The organism is Pseudomonas helleri, assembly GCF_009600315.1.
GTDB lineage: Bacteria > Pseudomonadota > Gammaproteobacteria > Pseudomonadales > Pseudomonadaceae > Aquipseudomonas > Aquipseudomonas helleri_A.
This window is the reverse complement of the sequence record NZ_WIWC01000001.1, coordinates 256,631-275,105: the sequence shown is the minus strand read 5'-3', so window position 1 is coordinate 275,105 and position 18,475 is coordinate 256,631. Positions and strand designations below refer to the sequence as shown.

Annotated in this window: 11 protein-coding genes; 4 read left to right on the top strand and 7 right to left on the bottom strand. The window is 55.8% G+C overall.

What is annotated here, in order from left to right; all coding sequences use genetic code 11:
- Positions 1-67 precede the first annotated feature (67 nt).
- The gene (gene pap, locus GHN86_RS01200; RefSeq protein ID WP_153385983.1) at positions 68-1,582 is read right to left on the bottom strand and encodes a polyphosphate:AMP phosphotransferase; all 1,515 of its coding nucleotides are present in this window, start codon (positions 1,580-1,582) and stop codon (positions 68-70) included.
- 139 nt (positions 1,583-1,721) lie between these two features.
- Between pap and mnmC the strand changes: the two genes are divergently transcribed.
- A complete protein-coding gene (gene mnmC / locus GHN86_RS01195) occupies positions 1,722-3,698 on the top strand; it encodes a bifunctional tRNA (5-methylaminomethyl-2-thiouridine)(34)-methyltransferase MnmD/FAD-dependent 5-carboxymethylaminomethyl-2-thiouridine(34) oxidoreductase MnmC (RefSeq protein WP_153377319.1) in 1,977 nt (658 codons plus the stop codon).
- Here mnmC and GHN86_RS01190 read toward each other — a convergent pair.
- Positions 3,685-8,514, bottom strand: coding sequence for an NEL-type E3 ubiquitin ligase domain-containing protein (locus tag GHN86_RS01190; RefSeq protein WP_153377318.1), 4,830 nt, complete (start codon positions 8,512-8,514; stop codon positions 3,685-3,687). The two genes, mnmC and GHN86_RS01190, sit on opposite strands and share 14 nt — an antisense overlap.
- 108 nt (positions 8,515-8,622) lie before the next feature.
- Positions 8,623-8,913 carry a helix-turn-helix domain-containing protein gene (locus GHN86_RS01185; protein ID WP_153377317.1) on the bottom strand — a complete coding sequence of 97 codons (291 nt, stop codon included), beginning with the start codon at positions 8,911-8,913 and terminating at the stop codon, positions 8,623-8,625.
- A gap of 260 nt (positions 8,914-9,173) precedes the next feature.
- Between GHN86_RS01185 and GHN86_RS01180 the strand changes: the two genes are divergently transcribed.
- The 3 genes from GHN86_RS01180 (at position 9,174) to GHN86_RS01170 (ending at position 13,953) form a co-directional block, all read left to right on the top strand.
- Positions 9,174-10,946, top strand: a complete 1,773-nt coding sequence (locus GHN86_RS01180) for an N-acetylglutaminylglutamine amidotransferase (protein WP_153377316.1) — start codon at positions 9,174-9,176, stop codon at positions 10,944-10,946.
- A gap of 3 nt (positions 10,947-10,949) precedes the next feature.
- Positions 10,950-12,695: an N-acetylglutaminylglutamine synthetase gene (gene ngg / locus GHN86_RS01175; protein WP_153377315.1), complete on the top strand. Its 1,746-nt coding sequence runs from the start codon at positions 10,950-10,952 to the stop codon at positions 12,693-12,695.
- A gap of 70 nt (positions 12,696-12,765) precedes the next feature.
- Positions 12,766-13,953 (top strand): osmoprotectant NAGGN system M42 family peptidase, encoded by a 1,188-nt coding sequence (locus tag GHN86_RS01170; protein ID WP_153377314.1) that lies wholly within the window; start codon positions 12,766-12,768, stop codon positions 13,951-13,953.
- Positions 13,954-14,075: 122 nt separating this feature from the next.
- Here GHN86_RS01170 and cysG read toward each other — a convergent pair whose 3' ends face one another.
- From cysG to GHN86_RS01150, 4 genes are read right to left on the bottom strand one after another with little or no spacing between them, the layout of a single operon-like run.
- Positions 14,076-15,470 (bottom strand): siroheme synthase CysG, encoded by a 1,395-nt coding sequence (gene cysG / locus GHN86_RS01165; protein ID WP_153377313.1) that lies wholly within the window; start codon positions 15,468-15,470, stop codon positions 14,076-14,078.
- On the bottom strand, positions 15,471-16,751 hold the full coding sequence (gene serS, locus GHN86_RS01160) for a serine--tRNA ligase (protein WP_153377312.1): 1,281 nt from the start codon (positions 16,749-16,751) through the stop codon (positions 15,471-15,473).
- Between the two features lie 16 nt (positions 16,752-16,767).
- Positions 16,768-17,142 carry a fluoride efflux transporter CrcB gene (crcB, locus tag GHN86_RS01155; RefSeq protein ID WP_153377311.1) on the bottom strand — a complete coding sequence of 125 codons (375 nt, stop codon included), beginning with the start codon at positions 17,140-17,142 and terminating at the stop codon, positions 16,768-16,770.
- Entirely contained in the window at positions 17,139-18,464 is a 1,326-nt protein-coding gene (locus GHN86_RS01150) for a replication-associated recombination protein A (RefSeq protein WP_153377310.1), read from the bottom strand. The genes crcB and GHN86_RS01150 overlap by 4 nt, the downstream gene beginning before the upstream one ends.
- Between the last annotated feature and the right edge of the window lie 11 nt (positions 18,465-18,475).

Genomic DNA, 18,475 nt, shown 5'->3' with positions numbered 1-18,475 from the left:
TGTCACAGCCTTCGTTTCTCATTAGAGGCCAAGGGGCCATGCACAACCGGCTATTTTCAGCGCGAGGTTATTTCTTGTGCTTTTTGTCGTGCTTGTCACGCTTCTCGAAGGCTGCTTCCACTGAGTCGTTGATGGTGCGCAGCACCTTGACCCGCGCCCACCGCTTGTCATTGGCTTCTACGAGCGTCCAGGGTGCAATTTCGGTGCTGGTGCGATCGACCATGTCGCAGACCGCTTTGCGGTACAGGTCCCATTTCTCGCGGTTACGCCAGTCTTCCTCAGTGATTTTGTAGCGCTTGAACGGTATGGCTTCACGCTCTTGAAAACGTTGAAGCTGGGTGTCCTTGTCAATAGCCAGCCAGAACTTGACGACAATCACCCCCGCATTACTAAGCTGCTCTTCAAAATCATTGATTTCTCCGTAGGCACGCATCCAGTCTGCCTTGGTGCAAAAGCCCTCAACGCGCTCAACCAATACTCGGCCATACCACGAACGATCAAAGATGGTGAATTTCCCGCGCCCCGGGATTTGCCGCCAAAAACGCCACAGGTACGGTTGCGCCCGCTCGTCTTCCGAAGGCGCCGCAATCGGCACAATGCTGTACTGGCGTGGATCCAGCGCCGCCGCGACGCGCTTGATCGAACCGCCTTTGCCCGCCGCATCATTACCTTCAAATACGGCCACCAAGGCATGGCGACGCATGCGCTTGTCACGCATTAACCCCGACAGGCGCGCCTGTTCGGTAATCAACTGCTCCTGATAATCGTCTTTTTCCAGATGCTGGGTCATGTCCAGGCAATCGAGCAAGCTGAGTCCGTCAATGACATCTGGCAATGGCGCAGCGCTGCTCGGACGAGCTTTTGGCTTGGGCGTATTGAGTGCAGCCTGCAAGCCTTCAAGCAGAATTTTGCCTACCGTCAGGCTACGGTAGTAAGGGTCTATTCCCTCAACAATATTCCACGGCGCGTAGTCACGACTGGTGCGCCGAATTACCCTCTCACCAAATCGCACAAACCGGTCGTAGGTTTTCGATTGCTGCCAATCCAGCGGGCTGATGCGCCAGCTGTGGAGCGGATCATCCTGTAGGGCTTTGAGACGAGCTTTCATTTGCTTCTTGGACAAATGGAACCAGAACTTGAAAATCACAGCGCCTTCGTTGCAGAGCATTTTTTCCAGACGTTCTGCGCCGTTAATCGCCTGATCGAGCACGGCATCCTTGAACACACCATGCACTCGGCCCTGCAGCATCTGGCTGTACCAGTTACCGAAGAACACACCCATACGGCCCTTTGCCGGCAGTTTTCGCCAATAACGCCAAGCGGGCGGGTGAGCCAACTCTTCGTCGGTTTGATTATCAAAGGTGCGCACTTCGATTAAACGCGGGTCCATCCATTCGCTGAGCAGTTTTACCGTCTCGCCCTTGCCCGCACCTTCAATACCGTTGATCAGCACGATGACCGCCGAACGCTTTTGCTGATGTAGCTCATACTGCGCCTCAAGCAAGGCCTCGCGCAGGGCAGGAACTTCTTTGTCGTAGGTTTCTTTATCGATGGAATGACCGATTTCGGCTGATTCGAACATGGAAAACTCCCTGTCAAGTTGTCACAAGACTAGCGGATTGTTCCCGCGATGCAGCAAGAAAGCTGCGCAGGGATGCCGCAGATCAGTTCCATGTTCATTGATCGGCTAGAATGGCCGACTTGCCGTTGCCGAGCCGCACATGACTACTGAAATGCCCAATGCCCAGATTGACTGGGATGAACAAGGTCGCCCCCACTCTCGGGTGTTTGATGACGTGTATTTTTCTGACAAATCGGGTCTGGAAGAAACGCGTTATGTGTTTATTGAACAGAACGCGCTGAAAGAACGCTTCGCTGCCCTGCCTGCCAATCGTCAGCTGGTGATTGGGGAAACAGGTTTCGGCACTGGGCTGAATTTTTTATGCGCCTGGCAACTGTTTGATCAATACGCACATCCGGATGCGCGCCTGCACTTCATCAGTGTCGAAAAATACCCGCTCACCCGCGAAGACTTGCAGCGGGCGCTGGAGCTGTGGCCCGAACTGGCGGTATACAGCGAGCAACTGATATCGGCTTACTTCGCTATCCACCCGGGTTTTCAAACCCTGACACTGGCAAACGGTCGAGTCACGTTGACGCTGTTGATCGGTGATGCCCTTGAGCAATTACCGCAACTGGATGCACAGATTGACGCGTGGTTTCTCGACGGCTTTGCTCCGGCGAAGAACCCTGACATGTGGACCCCCGAACTCTTTGCGCAACTGGCACGCCTGGCCGCCCCCGGTTCAACAATCAGCACCTTTACCAGTACCGGTTGGGTCCGCCGGGCATTGAATGATGCCGGCTTTAAAATGCGCCGCACACCCGGTATCGGCCATAAATGGGAAATCCTGCGCGGCACTTTTGTAGAACTGCCTGATAACCCGCTGGCCACTTCAGCAGTCAAACCCTGGTATGCCCGCCCTCCCCAACCCAAGGGTGAGCGCAAGGCGCTGGTGATTGGCGGCGGACTTTCGGGCTGCGCCAGCGCCAACAGTCTGGCCCGACGCGGCTGGCAGGTTGTGCTGCTTGAACGTCACGAACGGCTGGCTAAAGAGGCATCGGGCAACCCGCAAGGCGTGCTGTACCTCAAACTGTCGGCACACGGCACCACACTGTCACGAATGATTGTCAGCGGTTTCGGATACACCCGTCGTTTGTTGGAACAGCTGCAACGCGGCCGTGATTGGGACGACTGCGGTGTTTTACAACTGGGCTTTAACGCAAAAGAAGCCGAACGACAGGCGCAACTGGCTGCGGCATTCCCGCCTGCTTTGGTGCATGTGCTCGATCAGGCTCAGGCACAGTCACGTGCAGGTATCGAGCTGGCCCATGGCGGCCTTTTCTATCCGGAAGGTGGTTGGGTTCACCCTCCAGCTTTGTGCCAGTATCAGGCCTTGCATCCCAATGTTCAGGTGTTGACCCACCACGATGTTGTTGAACTCATTAATGTCGACGGCCAATGGCAAGCCTGTCATCACGATCAGGTCCTCGCCAGTGCCCCGGTTGCAATCCTTGCCGGGGCGGCTGAAGTGAAGCGCTTCCCGGCCACCAGCGGTTTACCGCTCAAGCGAATTCGCGGGCAAATTACGCAATTGGAAGAAACGGCACAAACTGCCGTGCTGAAGACTGTGGTGTGCGCCGAAGGTTATGTCGCTCCCGGCCGACTGGGCGAACATACATTGGGCGCCAGCTTCGATTTCCATAATGATGATTTGACCACCACTCCCGCCGGGCATCAGAGCAACCTCGACCTGCTGCAAGAAATATCCCCCGATCTGGTCGAACGCTTTGGCCAGCAGCTTGACCCTGAACAGTTACAAGGCTGGGCCGCCTTTCGCTGCACCAGCCCTGACTACCTGCCCATTGTCGGACCTCTTTCAGAACCTGATGAGTTTGCCAGCGCCTACGCGGTTTTACGCAAAGATGCGCGCCAGATGCCCGACATACCGTGCCCATGGCTGGACGGTTTGTACGTCAACAGTGGCCATGGTTCTCGAGGGTTAATTACAGCCCCCTTGTCCGGTGAAATCATCGCGGCCTGGCTAAATGACGAACCGCTGCCTGTGCCGCGTGCAATTGCTGAAGCCTGTCATCCCAACCGGTTCGGCTTGCGCACATTGATCAAAGGGCTGTAGTGGATGGCCCTGATGGCAATGAGTTCAAAAAGGCATTGGTCTTATTCAAACTCCAGGCATCCACCGCAGAGTCCATTTGATTACGGACTTCACCCACCCTGCGCAAATAGCGCTGACTGCCCATTTCCGGGGACTTTTTCAAGAGTTCGCTCAGGTTTTCAAAGTACGGTTCGGTCAGCGTGCTGTATTCCACTTGCTGCTCGTTGATCAAATATGCCTTCCAAAAATCAAGGGTGCTTATAAAGATATTGTGCTCAAGGTTGAGTTCGGCACTTACGACCGAGCGTCGGGCATACTCCAGGTCCTGAGCAGTGACCCCGGCCAAATTCTTGAAGGTCATGCTCTGAGGTTGCCCTGGTAGTTCAAGTGTTCTGGCCAAACCAATTCGGTAAGCTAACAACACTTCGAGTTCATCCGGAGCAGCCCCTCCAGCACGCACTAGCGATGCACAGTGCGCATCCGCGAGCTTCGCCAGTTTGTCCAAGCGAAATAAACTTTTACCCAACTCATACAACTTTTGCGGCTGAGCGGGTTGTATCCATGACACTTTGGCCAGCTCCATCTGCACCTCAAGATTACTGAAAGCCATCAGCACGCTGTCTGTGCAACTGCGGGGCGAAGCGGCAATGTTCATCAGATCATAGCGAAGCTCGGCATTATCGCTCGCAGCTTCAATCATTTCCCAAATACGTCGACTGAGGTCTTGTCGCACGGCCTGTGCTTCAGCTGTCGTCGTCAGGCGACTGAAGATAATAAACAGGTCTTCAGAGGCATCAGTGGCTCTTAGACCGTTCCATAGCTGTTCACGCCTGGCCAGCTCGACGCTGGTAATACCTGTAGTCCAGAACTCAAAGGCAGCTGCTTCACTCAATAACTCGTCACTGCTGATGCCCATACTGCTGCCGCCTTGGCTCACAAAACGGGCTAAACGCAAGCGACTGGCAGGTGATAAAGGGTTGTTCGACATCGTGATATTGCGGGTTAGCTTCGGCGATGCCTGATAGACCTCTTCGGGGATTTCGACAATTCGGTTTTCCCGCAGGTCTGCCGCTTCCAACAGTGGCCGTGTGATCAATCCGCCGGGCCAGCGGTCAAGCCAGGTGCGACGCACGTAAATACGGCGCAGATGACCCAACTGGCTGAGATCCAGTTCAGGCCCAAGAAAATTATCGTTCAGGTTAAGTATCTCTAGTTTGCTTAAGGCATTGAGCGTCACTTGGTTTCCTGAGCTTAAAAACAAATTGTTTCGCGCTACGGATAAACGCTGCAAATCAGGCATGTTCCCCAATGACGAAGGCAAGTGAGACATTTCGTTATTGTCCATTTCAAGGGATTCCAACCCCTTGAAATGCTCAAGAAAACCGGCAGCGGTGTCCTTACAACCCATATTGTTCAGATTTAGCTCGCGGACATGACCAAATTCGGCCATTACGGGTAATACCGGGAAACCTAATACGCGCAGCCCTTCCAGACTCAATTTGAGTCCATCTGTAAGACCTACCAACGAATAATGCTGCGGATTGTGGCGCCAGATCCGTTCAATCAGGCCGGCGGCTTGATACCTGTTTTCCGAGTAGTCGATGATTGCGCCTCCAGGGGGCAGCTCAGTTAAGGGGGCATCAATCCATATCTGCAAGCAATTTCGTAGTGACGTCCTGATGCGTTTTCGTTCCCGCAGCACAGACAACGGGTCGGCACCTCTTGCGACTAAACCATCCAGATAATCCAGTACCTGGTCCTGATTAAACTCGGGAAACAGTTCACGAACGCGCCGCTGCAGGGCGCTTCCGTGAGGCCCCGCATCAAGTCCGCACAATGGGTAGCCCACTTGACCATCCGACAAGATTGAAAGGGGTTTAAACCGCGGTTTTATGGGTTGCATTCCCAGTACCGTCGCAACTTCGGCACGCGCACGGGCTGCTTGAGCAGCTAACGCCTCGTTGAATTTAGCGGCGTCAGACAATGAACCGAAGCCCATGGCTTCGCGTTCAAACGCAGTTAAAGATGTGAAGATCGCGTTGGGTAATGAAGGGTAAATGCCAGGTTCAAGCCGATAACTGGAACCCCACATTTTATACCGCTGATACCCCTGTGGGGTTCTGACCAAGCCCCTCGCAGGCGCTACTTCAACAGTACCGATACGGCGAATCACAGGCCCTTGTAATCCACCCTCACGAATTTCCAGCGATAGATCGGGTGACCAGCCCGGTAACTGCTTCACAAAATGCACTGTCAGCCTGTCAGTGTCAGCATTGAGATGCCCCTTTAGATAAAACCCCTCCAGCGCTCGGTTCAGCCTTATTTCATGCAAATACACCCTTGCGGTTTCGGCGAGTGCGAGAGGGACTTTGCTGGTGCGCAGCACTCCACGCTGATCAAAGTTGGCTGATTCTCTCAACGCTTCAGCTACAGACCGGGGCAGCCCTGGAAAAGCAACTGAAACAGTACTTGCCTCTGGGGTTTTAGGGGTGTCAGCGCGTGCATAAATACGCTCAAAAACGGCTTGCCGATTTTCATCTACAAACTGACCGAGCGAGCGGGCCAGCGCTCGAGCGGGACTAAGCCCATGACTCAACTCGTCACCTAATAATGCCTTGGCCTCCACATCCGTCAACGCTGCAACAACAGCCTCAAAGACTTTTCCTTGTTCCAGTATGGAGGGCATCAGGTTGATGTATGACGTTGCGGGCACCTGCGCCGTGCCGTATGAAGCCAGAGCCTGGCCGGTCGCATCAGTCACTCTCAAGCCTTTACCCGAAGGCCAGCCCGGCATGTAAGGCAATTGGTGCAATTGCCAATTGGCCCAACGCTCTGCGTTGTACTGCGTGGTCCCCATCTGGCGGATAAAAGCATCAAGGTTGCGATCAATCTCAAAACGCTTGAGAGTGACCGCCAGCAATGGGGGCGTAGGGAGATTATCAACGTGTACACGTCTAATGACCGCTTCGGAGGTACCCGTCAATTGCCTGATCTTCTCGAGCGTTTGTCCATCAAGATTGGTCGGCGCTTGTCCCAGTCTCCCCACTAATGCTTTGCTGCCTTGCCACTCAAGGGGTTGTTCATGAGCGTGCAGCCATCTGCCCTTGCCGTCATGCAACAACGCGGGCTTGAAGGCATCAGATCTGCCCCCATGAACGATTCGCCACTGACGCAATAGCTGATCAAACTCAACGGGGTAGTGTTTACCATCCACAGCGACATGTTGGCGGTTATTGAACGTGAAAATGCCTTGAGCATCAGCTTTGTGCACCTGCGCACCGGCCTCATCATGGGCATAGTGCTCCAGGCCTTTATTCCATAGCCGTACAGAGCCATCATCACGCCTGATCGGCTGGAAATTTTCAAAATGAGCCTGGGCCGCAGCACTCAAGCGACTGGCAGCAGCCTTAAACGCAGTCACTCCGACAACTACCCCAACATTGATCGCAGCGTCCTTGGCAACATTGAGCAAGTGTTCACGGGCATGGTCGATATCGCCCTGACTCCAATCATCGACGCCTTCATACACTTCCTTGAGCATGTCACCAATGGCCACAGCCAGCATGATGTCCCCCAGCACAGGCACGAAAAGCGCGGCCAGATTGACGAAAAACAAGCCGGCTGTTTTGTAAAGCTGCCAACGCGCTTCACGTTCCCGGTCGTCCAACACCCCCGTCGGAACAGCCAGCAATTGCGCATCAGCGAACATATTCTTCAGTTGAACAGATGACAAATACTCGTCTGCCCTCGTGACCAAAGGCGTAGTGGTGAGCCTCAGGTAATCGCTCTTTTCAGCCACTTTATGCATGAATTCGGCGCGCTCACTCAAAGCAACGAAGCGTGAGAAGAACGTCACATAGGCCGAATCCAGCAATCGCTGCTTCAACGCGTCGGTAAATGCCTGCAAAGAGCTGTATTCATAAAACGGTGCTACAGGATCATTGGGGATATAGACGATCAATCGATTGTGGGGGTGCAACAAAGGAGTGTCCGAAGTAAAAATCAGTACACCGTCAATCACTGTATCCAGAATCGATATAGAACTGAGGATCACGGACCGACCATCCAGCGCTACTAGAGTCACTGAACCCAGAGAGGTTGCGCTCAGCAGGACAGGCAATATGGCGTCGTAGGCAGTTCGACTGATGTTCTTCTTGAGGAAAGCAATATGGACATCGACTTGCATATCATAGGCTTTGAGCCGTTGCAGGTTGATCTGTGTAGTTCGTTGTACGTCATTCAGAGAAGTGGCACCTGTTGGTGCAACCCCGAGGAACTGCTGTAGATAAGCTTGATACTTCTGACCCAAATCCAGTCGACGACACAGCGCGGCAAATTGCCAGGGTTGTACCGCGCTGACCTGAGCAGGATTCCCGCCATGGCGTATGTGGCTTTGCGGATTGAAGCCGCCCACAAGCGCTTCACTCTCGGTGAAATTCTGTAAAGCGGCCCACAATAGAGTTTTGGGCTCATCGTGTATCCAATGGGGACGCACCGTTAATATAAGGGTTTGGTCGGTAACCAACTGAACATGTACCGCCGCCAGATAGTCACGATGGACATCCACCAAGGGGCCGAACTCTCGCCATGCTTCAGCAGACAGCAGCGAACCGCAAAAGGCTTCAATACTCTGTAACTGGCCGAATTTCTTACCTATGCGGCCATGAAAAGCCCGGCTTTGAGCCATAGCTTCATTCAACTCAGAAATTATGTGCGGATCAGCGTCCACCAGCCATTTGGGCATATTACTTAGCACAAGTTCCAACGGTTCAAAATCACTGAATGTGGCTGATCGCGCATCGAGAGGAAGTTTTGGGGAGGGGTGAATAGAGGTCATAACCAGTCTCAGGTCAAAGTGAACAGGAATTCACGCTACCTGTGCATCACGACCCGTATGCCGTACATAGTTATGAACAAGAAAAAACATGAATCGGCTTAGTACCGTTTACCTCTGTAGCTGATCTTTAGCCCTCTCTAGGCACTCAGTAGCATTGTCCAGTGCTTCTGCGGCGTTGAAGGAGTCAATATTACCGTTTTGGGTGTGATTTCCAGTCACCACAAACAGCACATCGACGCCCGCTGATGCGATTAGCGCCAAATAATCAGCACGCGGTATCCGCTTACCACTTTCGTACTGACCTTGTGCATTTACTTCAACACCGCCAATTCCCCCAATAGCAGCCTGTGATAATCCAAGCCTTAGTCGCTCAGACTTCAATCGTGCGCCGATGCTCATGTCTGAATTCCCATGGATAGTAAGAATACGAGGACTGACCCAGGGTTAAGTTCCTGTCTGTACGCCTGAACCATGACCGCTCATGAATTTAATTGAACGATCGCCGCCCCAAGGCACTCGTAAAAACCAGACGACTTACGGCGGCGCGCTCTGATGATGCATTCGCGCTGAAAGGATCGGGAGACGGGTCAGAGCGCTATACCCGATCCAAAACCGGGCCAATGTGCAACAGGCCCCGGAGACAAAAGGGTTTAAGCAGTATGTGTGGATTAGCTGGCGAGATACGTTTTGATCAACACCCTGCCGATCTGGCAGCCATCGAACGCATTACCCATCACCTGGCACCTCGCGGACCCGACGCGTGGGGCTTTCACAGTCAGGGGCCTATCGCGCTGGGCCATCGGCGACTGAAAATCATGGATTTGTCGGACGGCTCAGCGCAGCCTATGGTCGACAGCCAGCTGGGTTTGTCACTGGCGTTTAATGGTGCCATCTACAACTTCCCCGAACTTCGTACCGAGCTTGAAGGTTTGGGCTACGGATTTTATTCCGGCGGTGACACAGAAGTGCTGCTCAAGGGCTATCACGCTTGGGGTGAGGCATTACTGCCAAAACTCAATGGCATGTTCGCCTTCGCCATTTGGGAACGGGACACTCAACGCCTGTTTATTGCCCGCGACCGATTGGGCGTGAAACCCCTTTATTTGTCGCGTACCGGCCAGCGGCTGCGCTTTGCCTCGACGTTACCGGCACTGCTCAAGGGTGGAGACATCAATCCGATGCTCGATCCGGTTGCACTCAACCACTACCTCAATTTTCATGCCGTGGTACCCGCGCCACGCACGCTGATCGCGGGCATTGAAAAGCTGCCGCCTGCGACCTGGATGCGTATCGATGCCCAAGGTGATACCGAACAGAAAACCTGGTGGACCCTGCCCTACGGCCCACACGCCGATGAAGCCCATCTGACCCTGGAAGACTGGCGCGACCGCGTGCTCGACAGCACCCGTGAAGCCGTTGCTATTCGCCAGCGCGCAGCCGTGGATGTGGGCGTTTTGCTTTCGGGCGGCGTCGATTCAAGCCTGTTGGTCGGGTTATTGCGGGAAGTAGGCGTACAAGATCTGTCGACATTTTCGATAGGCTTTGAGGACGCCGGTGGCGAGCGAGGAAATGAATTCGAGTATTCGGATTTGATCGCCAAGCATTACGGCACTCGTCATCACCAGCTTCGCATCGGTGAACACGAAATCATCGAGCAACTCCCCTCCGCCTTCCGCGCCATGAGTGAGCCGATGGTCAGCCACGACTGCATCGCCTTTTACCTGTTGTCACGGGAAGTGTCCAAACACTGCAAGGTGGTGCAAAGCGGTCAAGGTGCTGATGAGCTGTTTGCCGGGTATCACTGGTATCCGCAGATAGACGGCGCCAGCGATCCTTATTCGGCGTATCGCGAAGCTTTTTTCGATCGCAGCTATGAAGACTATAAGGCCACCGTGCAACCGAAATGGCTGACCGACAATGACGCGGCCGGCGACTTCGTTCGTGAGCATTTCGCTCAGCCTGGCGCTGATGCAGGCGTAGACAAGGCGTTACGCCTGGACAGCACGGTGATGCTGGTGGATGACCCGGTCAAACGCGTCGATAACATGACCATGGCGTGGGGGCTTGAGGCGCGCACCCCGTTTCTTGATTACCGGCTGGCCGAACTGTCAGCGCGCATTCCGGCACGCTTTAAATTACCCGACGGTGGCAAGCAGGTGCTCAAAGAAGCCGCGCGACTGGTCATTCCCAGCGAAGTGATTGACCGTAAAAAAGGCTATTTCCCGGTACCCGGCCTTAAGCATTTGCAAGGCGACACCCTGAATTGGGTCCGCGATTTATTGCTCGATCCGAGCCAGGACCGCGGGCTGTTTCAACCAGCGATGCTCGATACGCTGCTGACCAACCCGCAAGGCCAGCTGACACCGCTCAATGGCTCCAAGCTCTGGCAATTGGCCGCACTCAATCTGTGGCTGAGCGAACAAGGAATTTGACCGATGAAACCCCTCGCTACGGCTTACAGCCAGCGCTTGCTGCGCGGTCAAACACCTTCTTATGAACGTCTGCAAGCACGTTTTGCCGAAGACGGCAGCGCACTGGATGCGCAGCCCGTGGCCGTGCATTGCGGCTGGGGGCGACTGCTGATCGGGCATACCTTCCCTGATCCGGGCAGCCTTGCCGACGAACTGCTTAATGAACAACCGGGCGAGCGCGATATTGCGCTGTATGTGGCGGCTCCGCAGCAAGTGCTGGCGCAGTCGCCGCAACAACTGTTTCTGGACCCTTCTGACACGCTGCGCCTCTGGTTTACCGATTATCGCCCGGCGACCCGTGTATTTCGCGGTTTCCGTATTCGCCGGGCGCAAAGCGAGGCCGACTGGTGCGCGATCAACTCGCTGTATCAAGCACGCGCTATGTTACCCATAGATCCCACACTGCTGACCGCACGGCATCAGGGCGGCCCGGTGTACTGGATTGCCGAAGATGAGGACAGCGGCGCGGTGATTGGCAGTGTGATGGGCTTGAATCACCACACGGCATTTCACGACCCGGAGAACGGCAGCAGCTTATGGTGTCTGGCCGTCGATCCTCAGTGCTCACGTCCCGGCGTGGGAGAAGTGCTGGTGCGGCATTTGGTCGAACACTTTATGAGTCGCGGTCTGAGTTATCTGGACTTGTCAGTCCTGCACGACAATCAGCAGGCCAAAAACCTCTACGGGAAACTAGGTTTTCGCAACCTGTCGACCTTTGCGATCAAACGTAAAAACGGTATCAACCAGCCATTATTTCTCGGGCCGGGCCCTGAAGTCGGGCTTAACCCCTACGCTCGTATTTTGGTTGAAGAAGCCTATCGACGCGGGATTGATGTACAGATCGACGACGCGCCCAGCGGATTGTTCACGCTGAGCCACGGCGGGCGGCGAATACGTTGCAAGGAGTCGCTGACCGACTTGACCAGTTCAATCAGCATGAGTTTGTGTCAGGACAAGAGCTTGACGCACAAAGTCTTGAGTCAAGCAGGCCTCAACGTGCCGGTGCAGCAACTGGCCGGCAATGGCGATGACAATCTGGCGTTTCTCGAAGAGCACTCGCGCATTGTGGTCAAGCCTTTGGATGGCGAGCAAGGCAACGGCGTGGCGGTCGATCTGGACTCATTTGACCAAGTACAAGCCGCGATCGATACCGCCCGTGTCTTCGATAGCCGAGTACTGCTTGAAAGCTTCCACGAAGGTCTTGATCTGCGCATTGTGGTAATTGGATTTGATGTGGTGGCAGCCGCCATCAGACGCCCTGCCCAAGTAGTGGGCGATGGTCATCACAGCGTGCTGCAACTGATTGAAGCCCAAAGCCGCCGACGTCAGGCGGCGACACAGGGGGAAAGTCGCATCCCTCAAGACGCCGAGACACTGCGCGCCGTGCAGGCTGCAGGCTATGAATACGACAGTGTGTTGCCCGCAGGCGTACTGTTAGCCGTGCGCAAAACTGCCAATCTGCACACCGGGGGTTGCCTTGAAGACGTGACCACCATTTTGCACCCGGTGCTCAAGGACGCGGCCATTCGTGCCGCCCGTGCGCTGGATATTCCCGTTGTCGGGCTGGATTTGATGGTGCCCGCCGCCGACCAGCCGGAGTATGTGTTTATCGAAGCCAACGAGCGGGCCGGGCTGGCCAATCACGAACCGCAACCTACCGCTGAACGCTTTATCGATTTGTTGTTCCCTCACAGTCAGCCTGCACCCTGAACGCAGCCGCTGAACGTCATTCAGGCTTGCCGCATTCACTTGCGCGGCGAGCCTCGCCTCAGGAGGCCTTATGAACCGCACCATCCTTGAACCCGACCTCGACTACCTGCAACGGGTATTGCTGGAAATGCTGGCCATTCCCAGCCCCACCGGTTTCACCGACACCATCGTGCGTTATGTGGCCGAACGCCTAGAAGAGCTGGGCATTCCTTTTGAGCTGACGCGGCGCGGTACCCTTCGCGCTACGCTCAAGGGCCAAAAAAGCAGCCCGGACCGCGCCGTCTCAGCGCATCTGGATACCATCGGCGCCAGTGTTCGCGCCATTAAAGACAACGGTCGGTTGGTGCTCGCACCTGTCGGGTGTTGGTCCAGCCGTTTTGCTGAAGGCAGCCGCGTCAGCCTGTTTACCGACAATGGCGTCATACGTGGCAGCGTGTTGCCGCTGATGGCTTCAGGCCACGCATTCAATACAGGTGTCGACGAACTGCCTATCAGTTGGGATCATATCGAATTGCGTCTGGATGCGTACTGCGCCACGCGAGCGGACTGTGATTCGCTGGGCATTAATGTTGGCGATTTTGTGGCGTTCGATCCGCTGCCTGAGTTCACGGAAAGCGGGCATATCAGTGCCCGTCATCTGGACGACAAGGCTGGCGTCGCGGCACTGCTGGCCGCCTTGAAGGCGATTGTGGAAAGCGGCGAGCAACCGCAGATTGACTGTCATACCTTGTTCACGATCACTGAAGAAACGGGCAGCGGCGCGGCTGCCGCATTGCCTTGGGATGTCAGTGAGTTCGTCGGCATTGATATTGCGCCAGTGGCGCCGGGCCAACATTCCAGTGAGCATGCCGTGAGTGTGGCCATGCAGGATTCGGGCGGCCCGTATGACTATCACTTGTCGCGGCATTTGCTGCGTTTGGGTGCGGAGAACGAACTGCCAGTGCGTCGGGACATGTTTCGCTATTACTTCAGCGATGCGCACTCCGCTGTCACGGCCGGGCATGACATTCGTTGCGCGCTGCTGGCTTTTGGTTGTGATGCGACCCACGGTTATGAGCGCACCCACATCGACAGCCTTGCGGCGTTGAGTCGTCTGTTGGGGGTGTACATGATGAGCCCGCCGGTCTTTGCCAGCGATGCACAACCGGCGCAAGGGTCACTGGACCGCTTTAGCCATCAGATCGAGCACGATGCGCAGATGGAGAGCGACACGCGAGTGCCGTCGGTGGAAAGCCTGGTGGGGGATAACCGGGACTGAGATCAAAAGCCCCTCACCCTAACCCTCTCCCAAAGGGAGAGGGAACTGGAATGGGGATATTTTTTGAAAGTGACTCGGTCAGCCCCCTCTCCCTCCGGGAGAGGGTTGGGGTGAGGGCGTTTTTACACCTGCGATTGCGCTCCTTCAAACCACGCCAACTTCTCGCGCAGCAACACCACTTCACCCACAATCACCAGTGTCGGCGCATGGACTTCGTGCTCCGCCACCAGGGTCGGCAGATCCGCCAATGTGCCGGTGAAAACCCGCTGATTAGACGTCGTGCCCTGCTGAATCAACGCCGCTGGCGTATCTGCAGAACGGCCATGTTTGATCAGCTGCTCACAGATGATCGGCAAGCCAATCAGGCCCATGTAAAACACCAGGGTCTGCGCTGGGGCGACCAGATCGTCCCAAGGCAGATTGCTGGTGCCGTCTTTCAGGTGGCCCGTTACAAAACGTACGGACTGGGCATAATCACGATGCGTCAGCGGAATGCCGGCATACGCCGCACAACCACTGGCCGCCGTGATACCCGGCACCACCTGAAACGGAATGCCGTGGGCGGCCAGTTCTTCGATCTCTTCACCGCCACGCCCGAAGATAAACGGATCACCGCCTTTAAGCCGCACCACACGCTTGCCTTGCTTGGCCAGGTCCACCAATTGCTGGTTGATCTGGTCCTGCGGAACCGCATGATCAGCGCGACGTTTACCGACATACACACGTTCGGCGTCACGACGGCACAACTCAAGGATGGCAGGCGCCACCAGGCGGTCGTAAAGCACCACATCAGCTTGCTGCATTAATCGCAACGCGCGGAAGGTGAGCAAATCAGGATCACCCGGGCCAGCGCCCACCAGGTAGACCTCACCCGTGGTAATGGCCGCTTTGCCGTTGATCTTGGCCTGCAGCAACCGCTCGGCTTCGCCGCCCTGCCCGGCCAGTTGGCGATCCGCAATCGGCCCCTGGAAAACATCTTCCCAGAAACCGCGACGCTGTTGTACGTCAGGAAAAAGACCTTTGACCTGTGTCCGAAAGCGCGCCGCAAGGCCCGCCAATTGACCGTAGGTTGAAGGAATCCAGGTTTCGATCTTGGCCCGAATCAAACGCGCCAGCACGGGCGCGTCGCCACCACTGGAAATGGCAATCACCAACGGCGAGCGGTCGACAATGGCGGGGAAAATAACGCTGCACAGCGCTGGCGCATCCACCACATTGACCGGTACACAGCGCCGATGGGCATCAGCCGAGACTTGCGCGTTAAGCGGCTCGTCATCGGTGGCGGCAATGATCAGCACACACCCGTCAAGGTCCGACTCAACATAGCCGCGCAAGATTTGCTCACCGCCACTGCTGTTAACCAATTCGCACAACTGAGGTTCTATTTGGGGTGCGATAACCCGCAATACGGCGCCCGCATCGGCCAGCAGCCGGGATTTGCGCAAGGCAATCTCCCCACCGCCGACCACTAGTACGCGACTGCCCCGCAGGTTATGAAACAGCGGCAGAAACTCCATTTAGCCGATGACCTCGATACCGCCCATGTAAGGCTTGAGCACTTCTGGCACGCGAATCGAGCCGTCTGCCTGCTGGTAGTTTTCCAGCACTGCAACCAGCGTACGACCTACTGCCAAACCGGAACCATTAAGGGTGTGTACCAGCTCAGGCTTGCCGGTTTCCGGGTTACGGAAACGTGCTTGCATACGACGGGCCTGGAAATCGCCACAGTTGGAGCACGACGAAATTTCGCGGTACTTATCCTGGCTCGGGATCCACACTTCAAGGTCGTAGGTTTTAACAGCACTGAAGCCCATATCGCCGGTGCACAAAGCCAACGTGCGGTACGGCAGTTCAAGCAATTGCAGGACTTTCTCGGCATTGCCGACCAAGCCTTCCAGCGCGTCCATCGAGGTTGCAGGCTCAACGATCTGAACCATCTCAACCTTGTCGAACTGGTGCTGACGAATCATGCCGCGGGTATCACGACCCGATGCGCCCGCTTCACTGCGGAAGCACGGCGTATGCGCCACGAATTTGATCGGCAGGGCTTTGTGATCGACGATTTCACCGGCGACGATGTTGGTCAGGGTCACTTCGGCAGTAGGAATCAAGTAAAAGTCAGCTTCGCCTTCGCGGCTGATCTTGAACAGTTCTTCTTCGAATTTTGGCAACTGGCCAGTGCCTTGCAGCGCAGGTGCCTGAACCAGATAAGGCGTGTAGGCCTCTTCGTAGCCGTGTTCACCGGTGTGCAGGTTGATCATGAACTGTGCCAGAGCGCGGTGCATACGTGCGATCGGGCCACGCAGCAAAGCAAAACGTGCGCCGGACAGTTTGGCGGCGGTCTCAAAATCCAGCCAGCCGTGCTGCTCGCCCAGCGCTACGTGGTCCTTGATGTCAAAATCGAAGACCTTCGGCGTGCCCCAACGGCGAATTTCAACGTTGTCGTCTTCATCAGCTCCTACCGGCACGGAAGCGTCTGGCAGGTTCGGCAGGCTCAACAGGATGGAATCCAACTCAGTCTGGATCGCCTCCAGTTGCACTTTGCCATTGGCCAAGTCAGTGCCCATGGTCTCGACGCTGGCCATCAACGGCGCGATGTCTTCACCGCGCGCCTTGGCTTGACCGATACTTTTGGAGATCGCATTACGCTCGGCCTGCAGCTTCTCGGTCAGGGTCTGGACTTCTTTACGCTGGGCTTCTAGCGCATCGATGCGCGCCACGTCCAGCGTGAAGCCTCGTGATGCCAGGCGATCCGCTACGTCCTGAAGGTTGCTACGTAACAGTTTGGAATCGAGCATGTCGGTTTCTCGTTTATCAAAGTTTGGTCAAGGACAGGCCGGCCCAGGTTGCGAGCAGCCCGCCGAATACGCTGAGAGCCGCATAGCCCAGTGCCAGTGGCACTTGCCCGCTTTCAAGCAGGCGCACCGTATCCAGTGAAAAAGATGAAAAGGTGGTCAACCCCCCCAGAAAACCGACCATGAGTCCAGCGCGGACTTCAATCGGTACTTCCGGGCGAATCAAAAAAAGTCCGTACAGAACACCTATCAGCAGGCAGCCGACGATATTAACGGCCAATGTCGCGGTATAAAAGTGCCGAGGCCAATTGGTGTTAATCCAGTTACCCGTGGCGAAACGCAACAAGGTGCCCACAATGCCGCCAGCCGAGACCGCTAGAACCAATGGAATCAAGGTTTTCTCCGCTGAAGAGGGCTTGCCCGGTCGAGTGCAGCGAGGTGCTTGAGCTTCTCACCAATTTTAAGCTCAAGTCCGCGTGGCACCGGCTGATAGAGCGCTAAAGGCTCCAGTTCATCCGGGAAGTAGTCTTCGCCAGCCGCGTAGGCATCAGGTTCATCATGGGCGTAACGGTATTCTTCGCCGTAACCCAGTTGTTTCATCAGCTTGGTCGGTGCATTGCGCAAATGCATGGGCACTTCAAGCGAACCGTACTCGGAAGCGCTGCGCAGTGCCGCCTTGAACCCCATGTATACCGCGTTACTTTTAGGTGCACAGGCCAGATACGTGATGGCCTGCGCCACCGCCAATTCCCCTTCCGGGCTGCCGAGACGCTCTTGCACATCCCATGCCGCCAGGCACAGGCTCAAGGCCCGCGGATCGGCATTGCCGATGTCTTCACTGGCCATGCGCACGACACGACGAGCGATATACAGCGGATCGCAGCCACCGTCGATCATTCGCGCGAACCAATACAAGGCGCCATCAGGATTGGAGCCACGCACCGATTTGTGCAGCGCCGAAATCTGGTCGTAGAACGCCTCGCCGCCTTTGTCGAAGCGACGCTGGGTATCACCCAACAAACTTTGCAGTAACTCGGTACCGATCTCGCTGTTGTCTTCGGCAAGATCCGAGGCGTTTTCCAGCAGGTTGAGCAAACGCCGGCCATCGCCATCTGCCGCGCGCAGCAAGATATGAAAGCCCTCGTCGCTGAGCGTCAGCCCACGCTTGCCCAGACCCTTTTCTTCGGTCAGCGCACGCTGCACCAGTTGCTGCAGCGCGGCTTCATCAAGGCTTTTGAGCACATACACCCGCGCCCGCGACAGCAAAGCGTTGTTCAACTCAAAGGAAGGGTTCTCAGTGGTGGCCCCGATAAAAATCAGGGTGCCGTCTTCAACATAAGGCAGAAACGCATCTTGCTGCGACTTGTTGAAACGGTGAACTTCATCGACAAACAGAATTGTACGGCGCCCATATTGCCCAGCCTGCTGCTTGGCAATTTCGACCGCCTGACGAATCTCTTTGACCCCGGCCAGCACGGCAGACACCGTCTCAAAATGCGCGTCCGAGACTTCTGCCAGTAACCGCGCCAAGGTGGTTTTACCCACCCCCGGCGGCCCCCAGAAGATCATCGAATGCAGCGCGCCCTGCTCCAGCGCTTCGCGCAAGGGTTTGCCCCGGGCGAGCAAGTGTTGCTGGCCGACGTACTCGTCCAGATTGGCCGCACGCAAGCGAGCAGCCAAGGGTTGAGCAATCGGGGCACTTCGAAACAGATCCATGGGCAACGCTT

What these genes read in the sequence shown, in the direction of transcription:
- GHN86_RS01185 (WP_153377317.1), bottom strand. Translation starts at nt 8,913, where the DNA reads ATGAGCATCGGCGCACGATTGAAGTCTGAGCGACTAAGGCTTGGATTA.
- ngg (WP_153377315.1), top strand. Translation starts at nt 10,950, where the DNA reads ATGAAACCCCTCGCTACGGCTTACAGCCAGCGCTTGCTGCGCGGTCAA.
- GHN86_RS01150 (WP_153377310.1), bottom strand. Translation starts at nt 18,464, where the DNA reads ATGGATCTGTTTCGAAGTGCCCCGATTGCTCAACCCTTGGCTGCTCGC.
- mnmC (WP_153377319.1), top strand. Translation starts at nt 1,722, where the DNA reads ATGACTACTGAAATGCCCAATGCCCAGATTGACTGGGATGAACAAGGT.
- GHN86_RS01180 (WP_153377316.1), top strand. Translation starts at nt 9,174, where the DNA reads ATGTGTGGATTAGCTGGCGAGATACGTTTTGATCAACACCCTGCCGAT.
- GHN86_RS01170 (WP_153377314.1), top strand. Translation starts at nt 12,766, where the DNA reads ATGAACCGCACCATCCTTGAACCCGACCTCGACTACCTGCAACGGGTA.
- cysG (WP_153377313.1), bottom strand. Translation starts at nt 15,470, where the DNA reads ATGGAGTTTCTGCCGCTGTTTCATAACCTGCGGGGCAGTCGCGTACTA.
- serS (WP_153377312.1), bottom strand. Translation starts at nt 16,751, where the DNA reads ATGCTCGATTCCAAACTGTTACGTAGCAACCTTCAGGACGTAGCGGAT.
- pap (WP_153385983.1), bottom strand. Translation starts at nt 1,582, where the DNA reads ATGTTCGAATCAGCCGAAATCGGTCATTCCATCGATAAAGAAACCTAC.
- GHN86_RS01190 (WP_153377318.1), bottom strand. Translation starts at nt 8,514, where the DNA reads ATGACCTCTATTCACCCCTCCCCAAAACTTCCTCTCGATGCGCGATCA.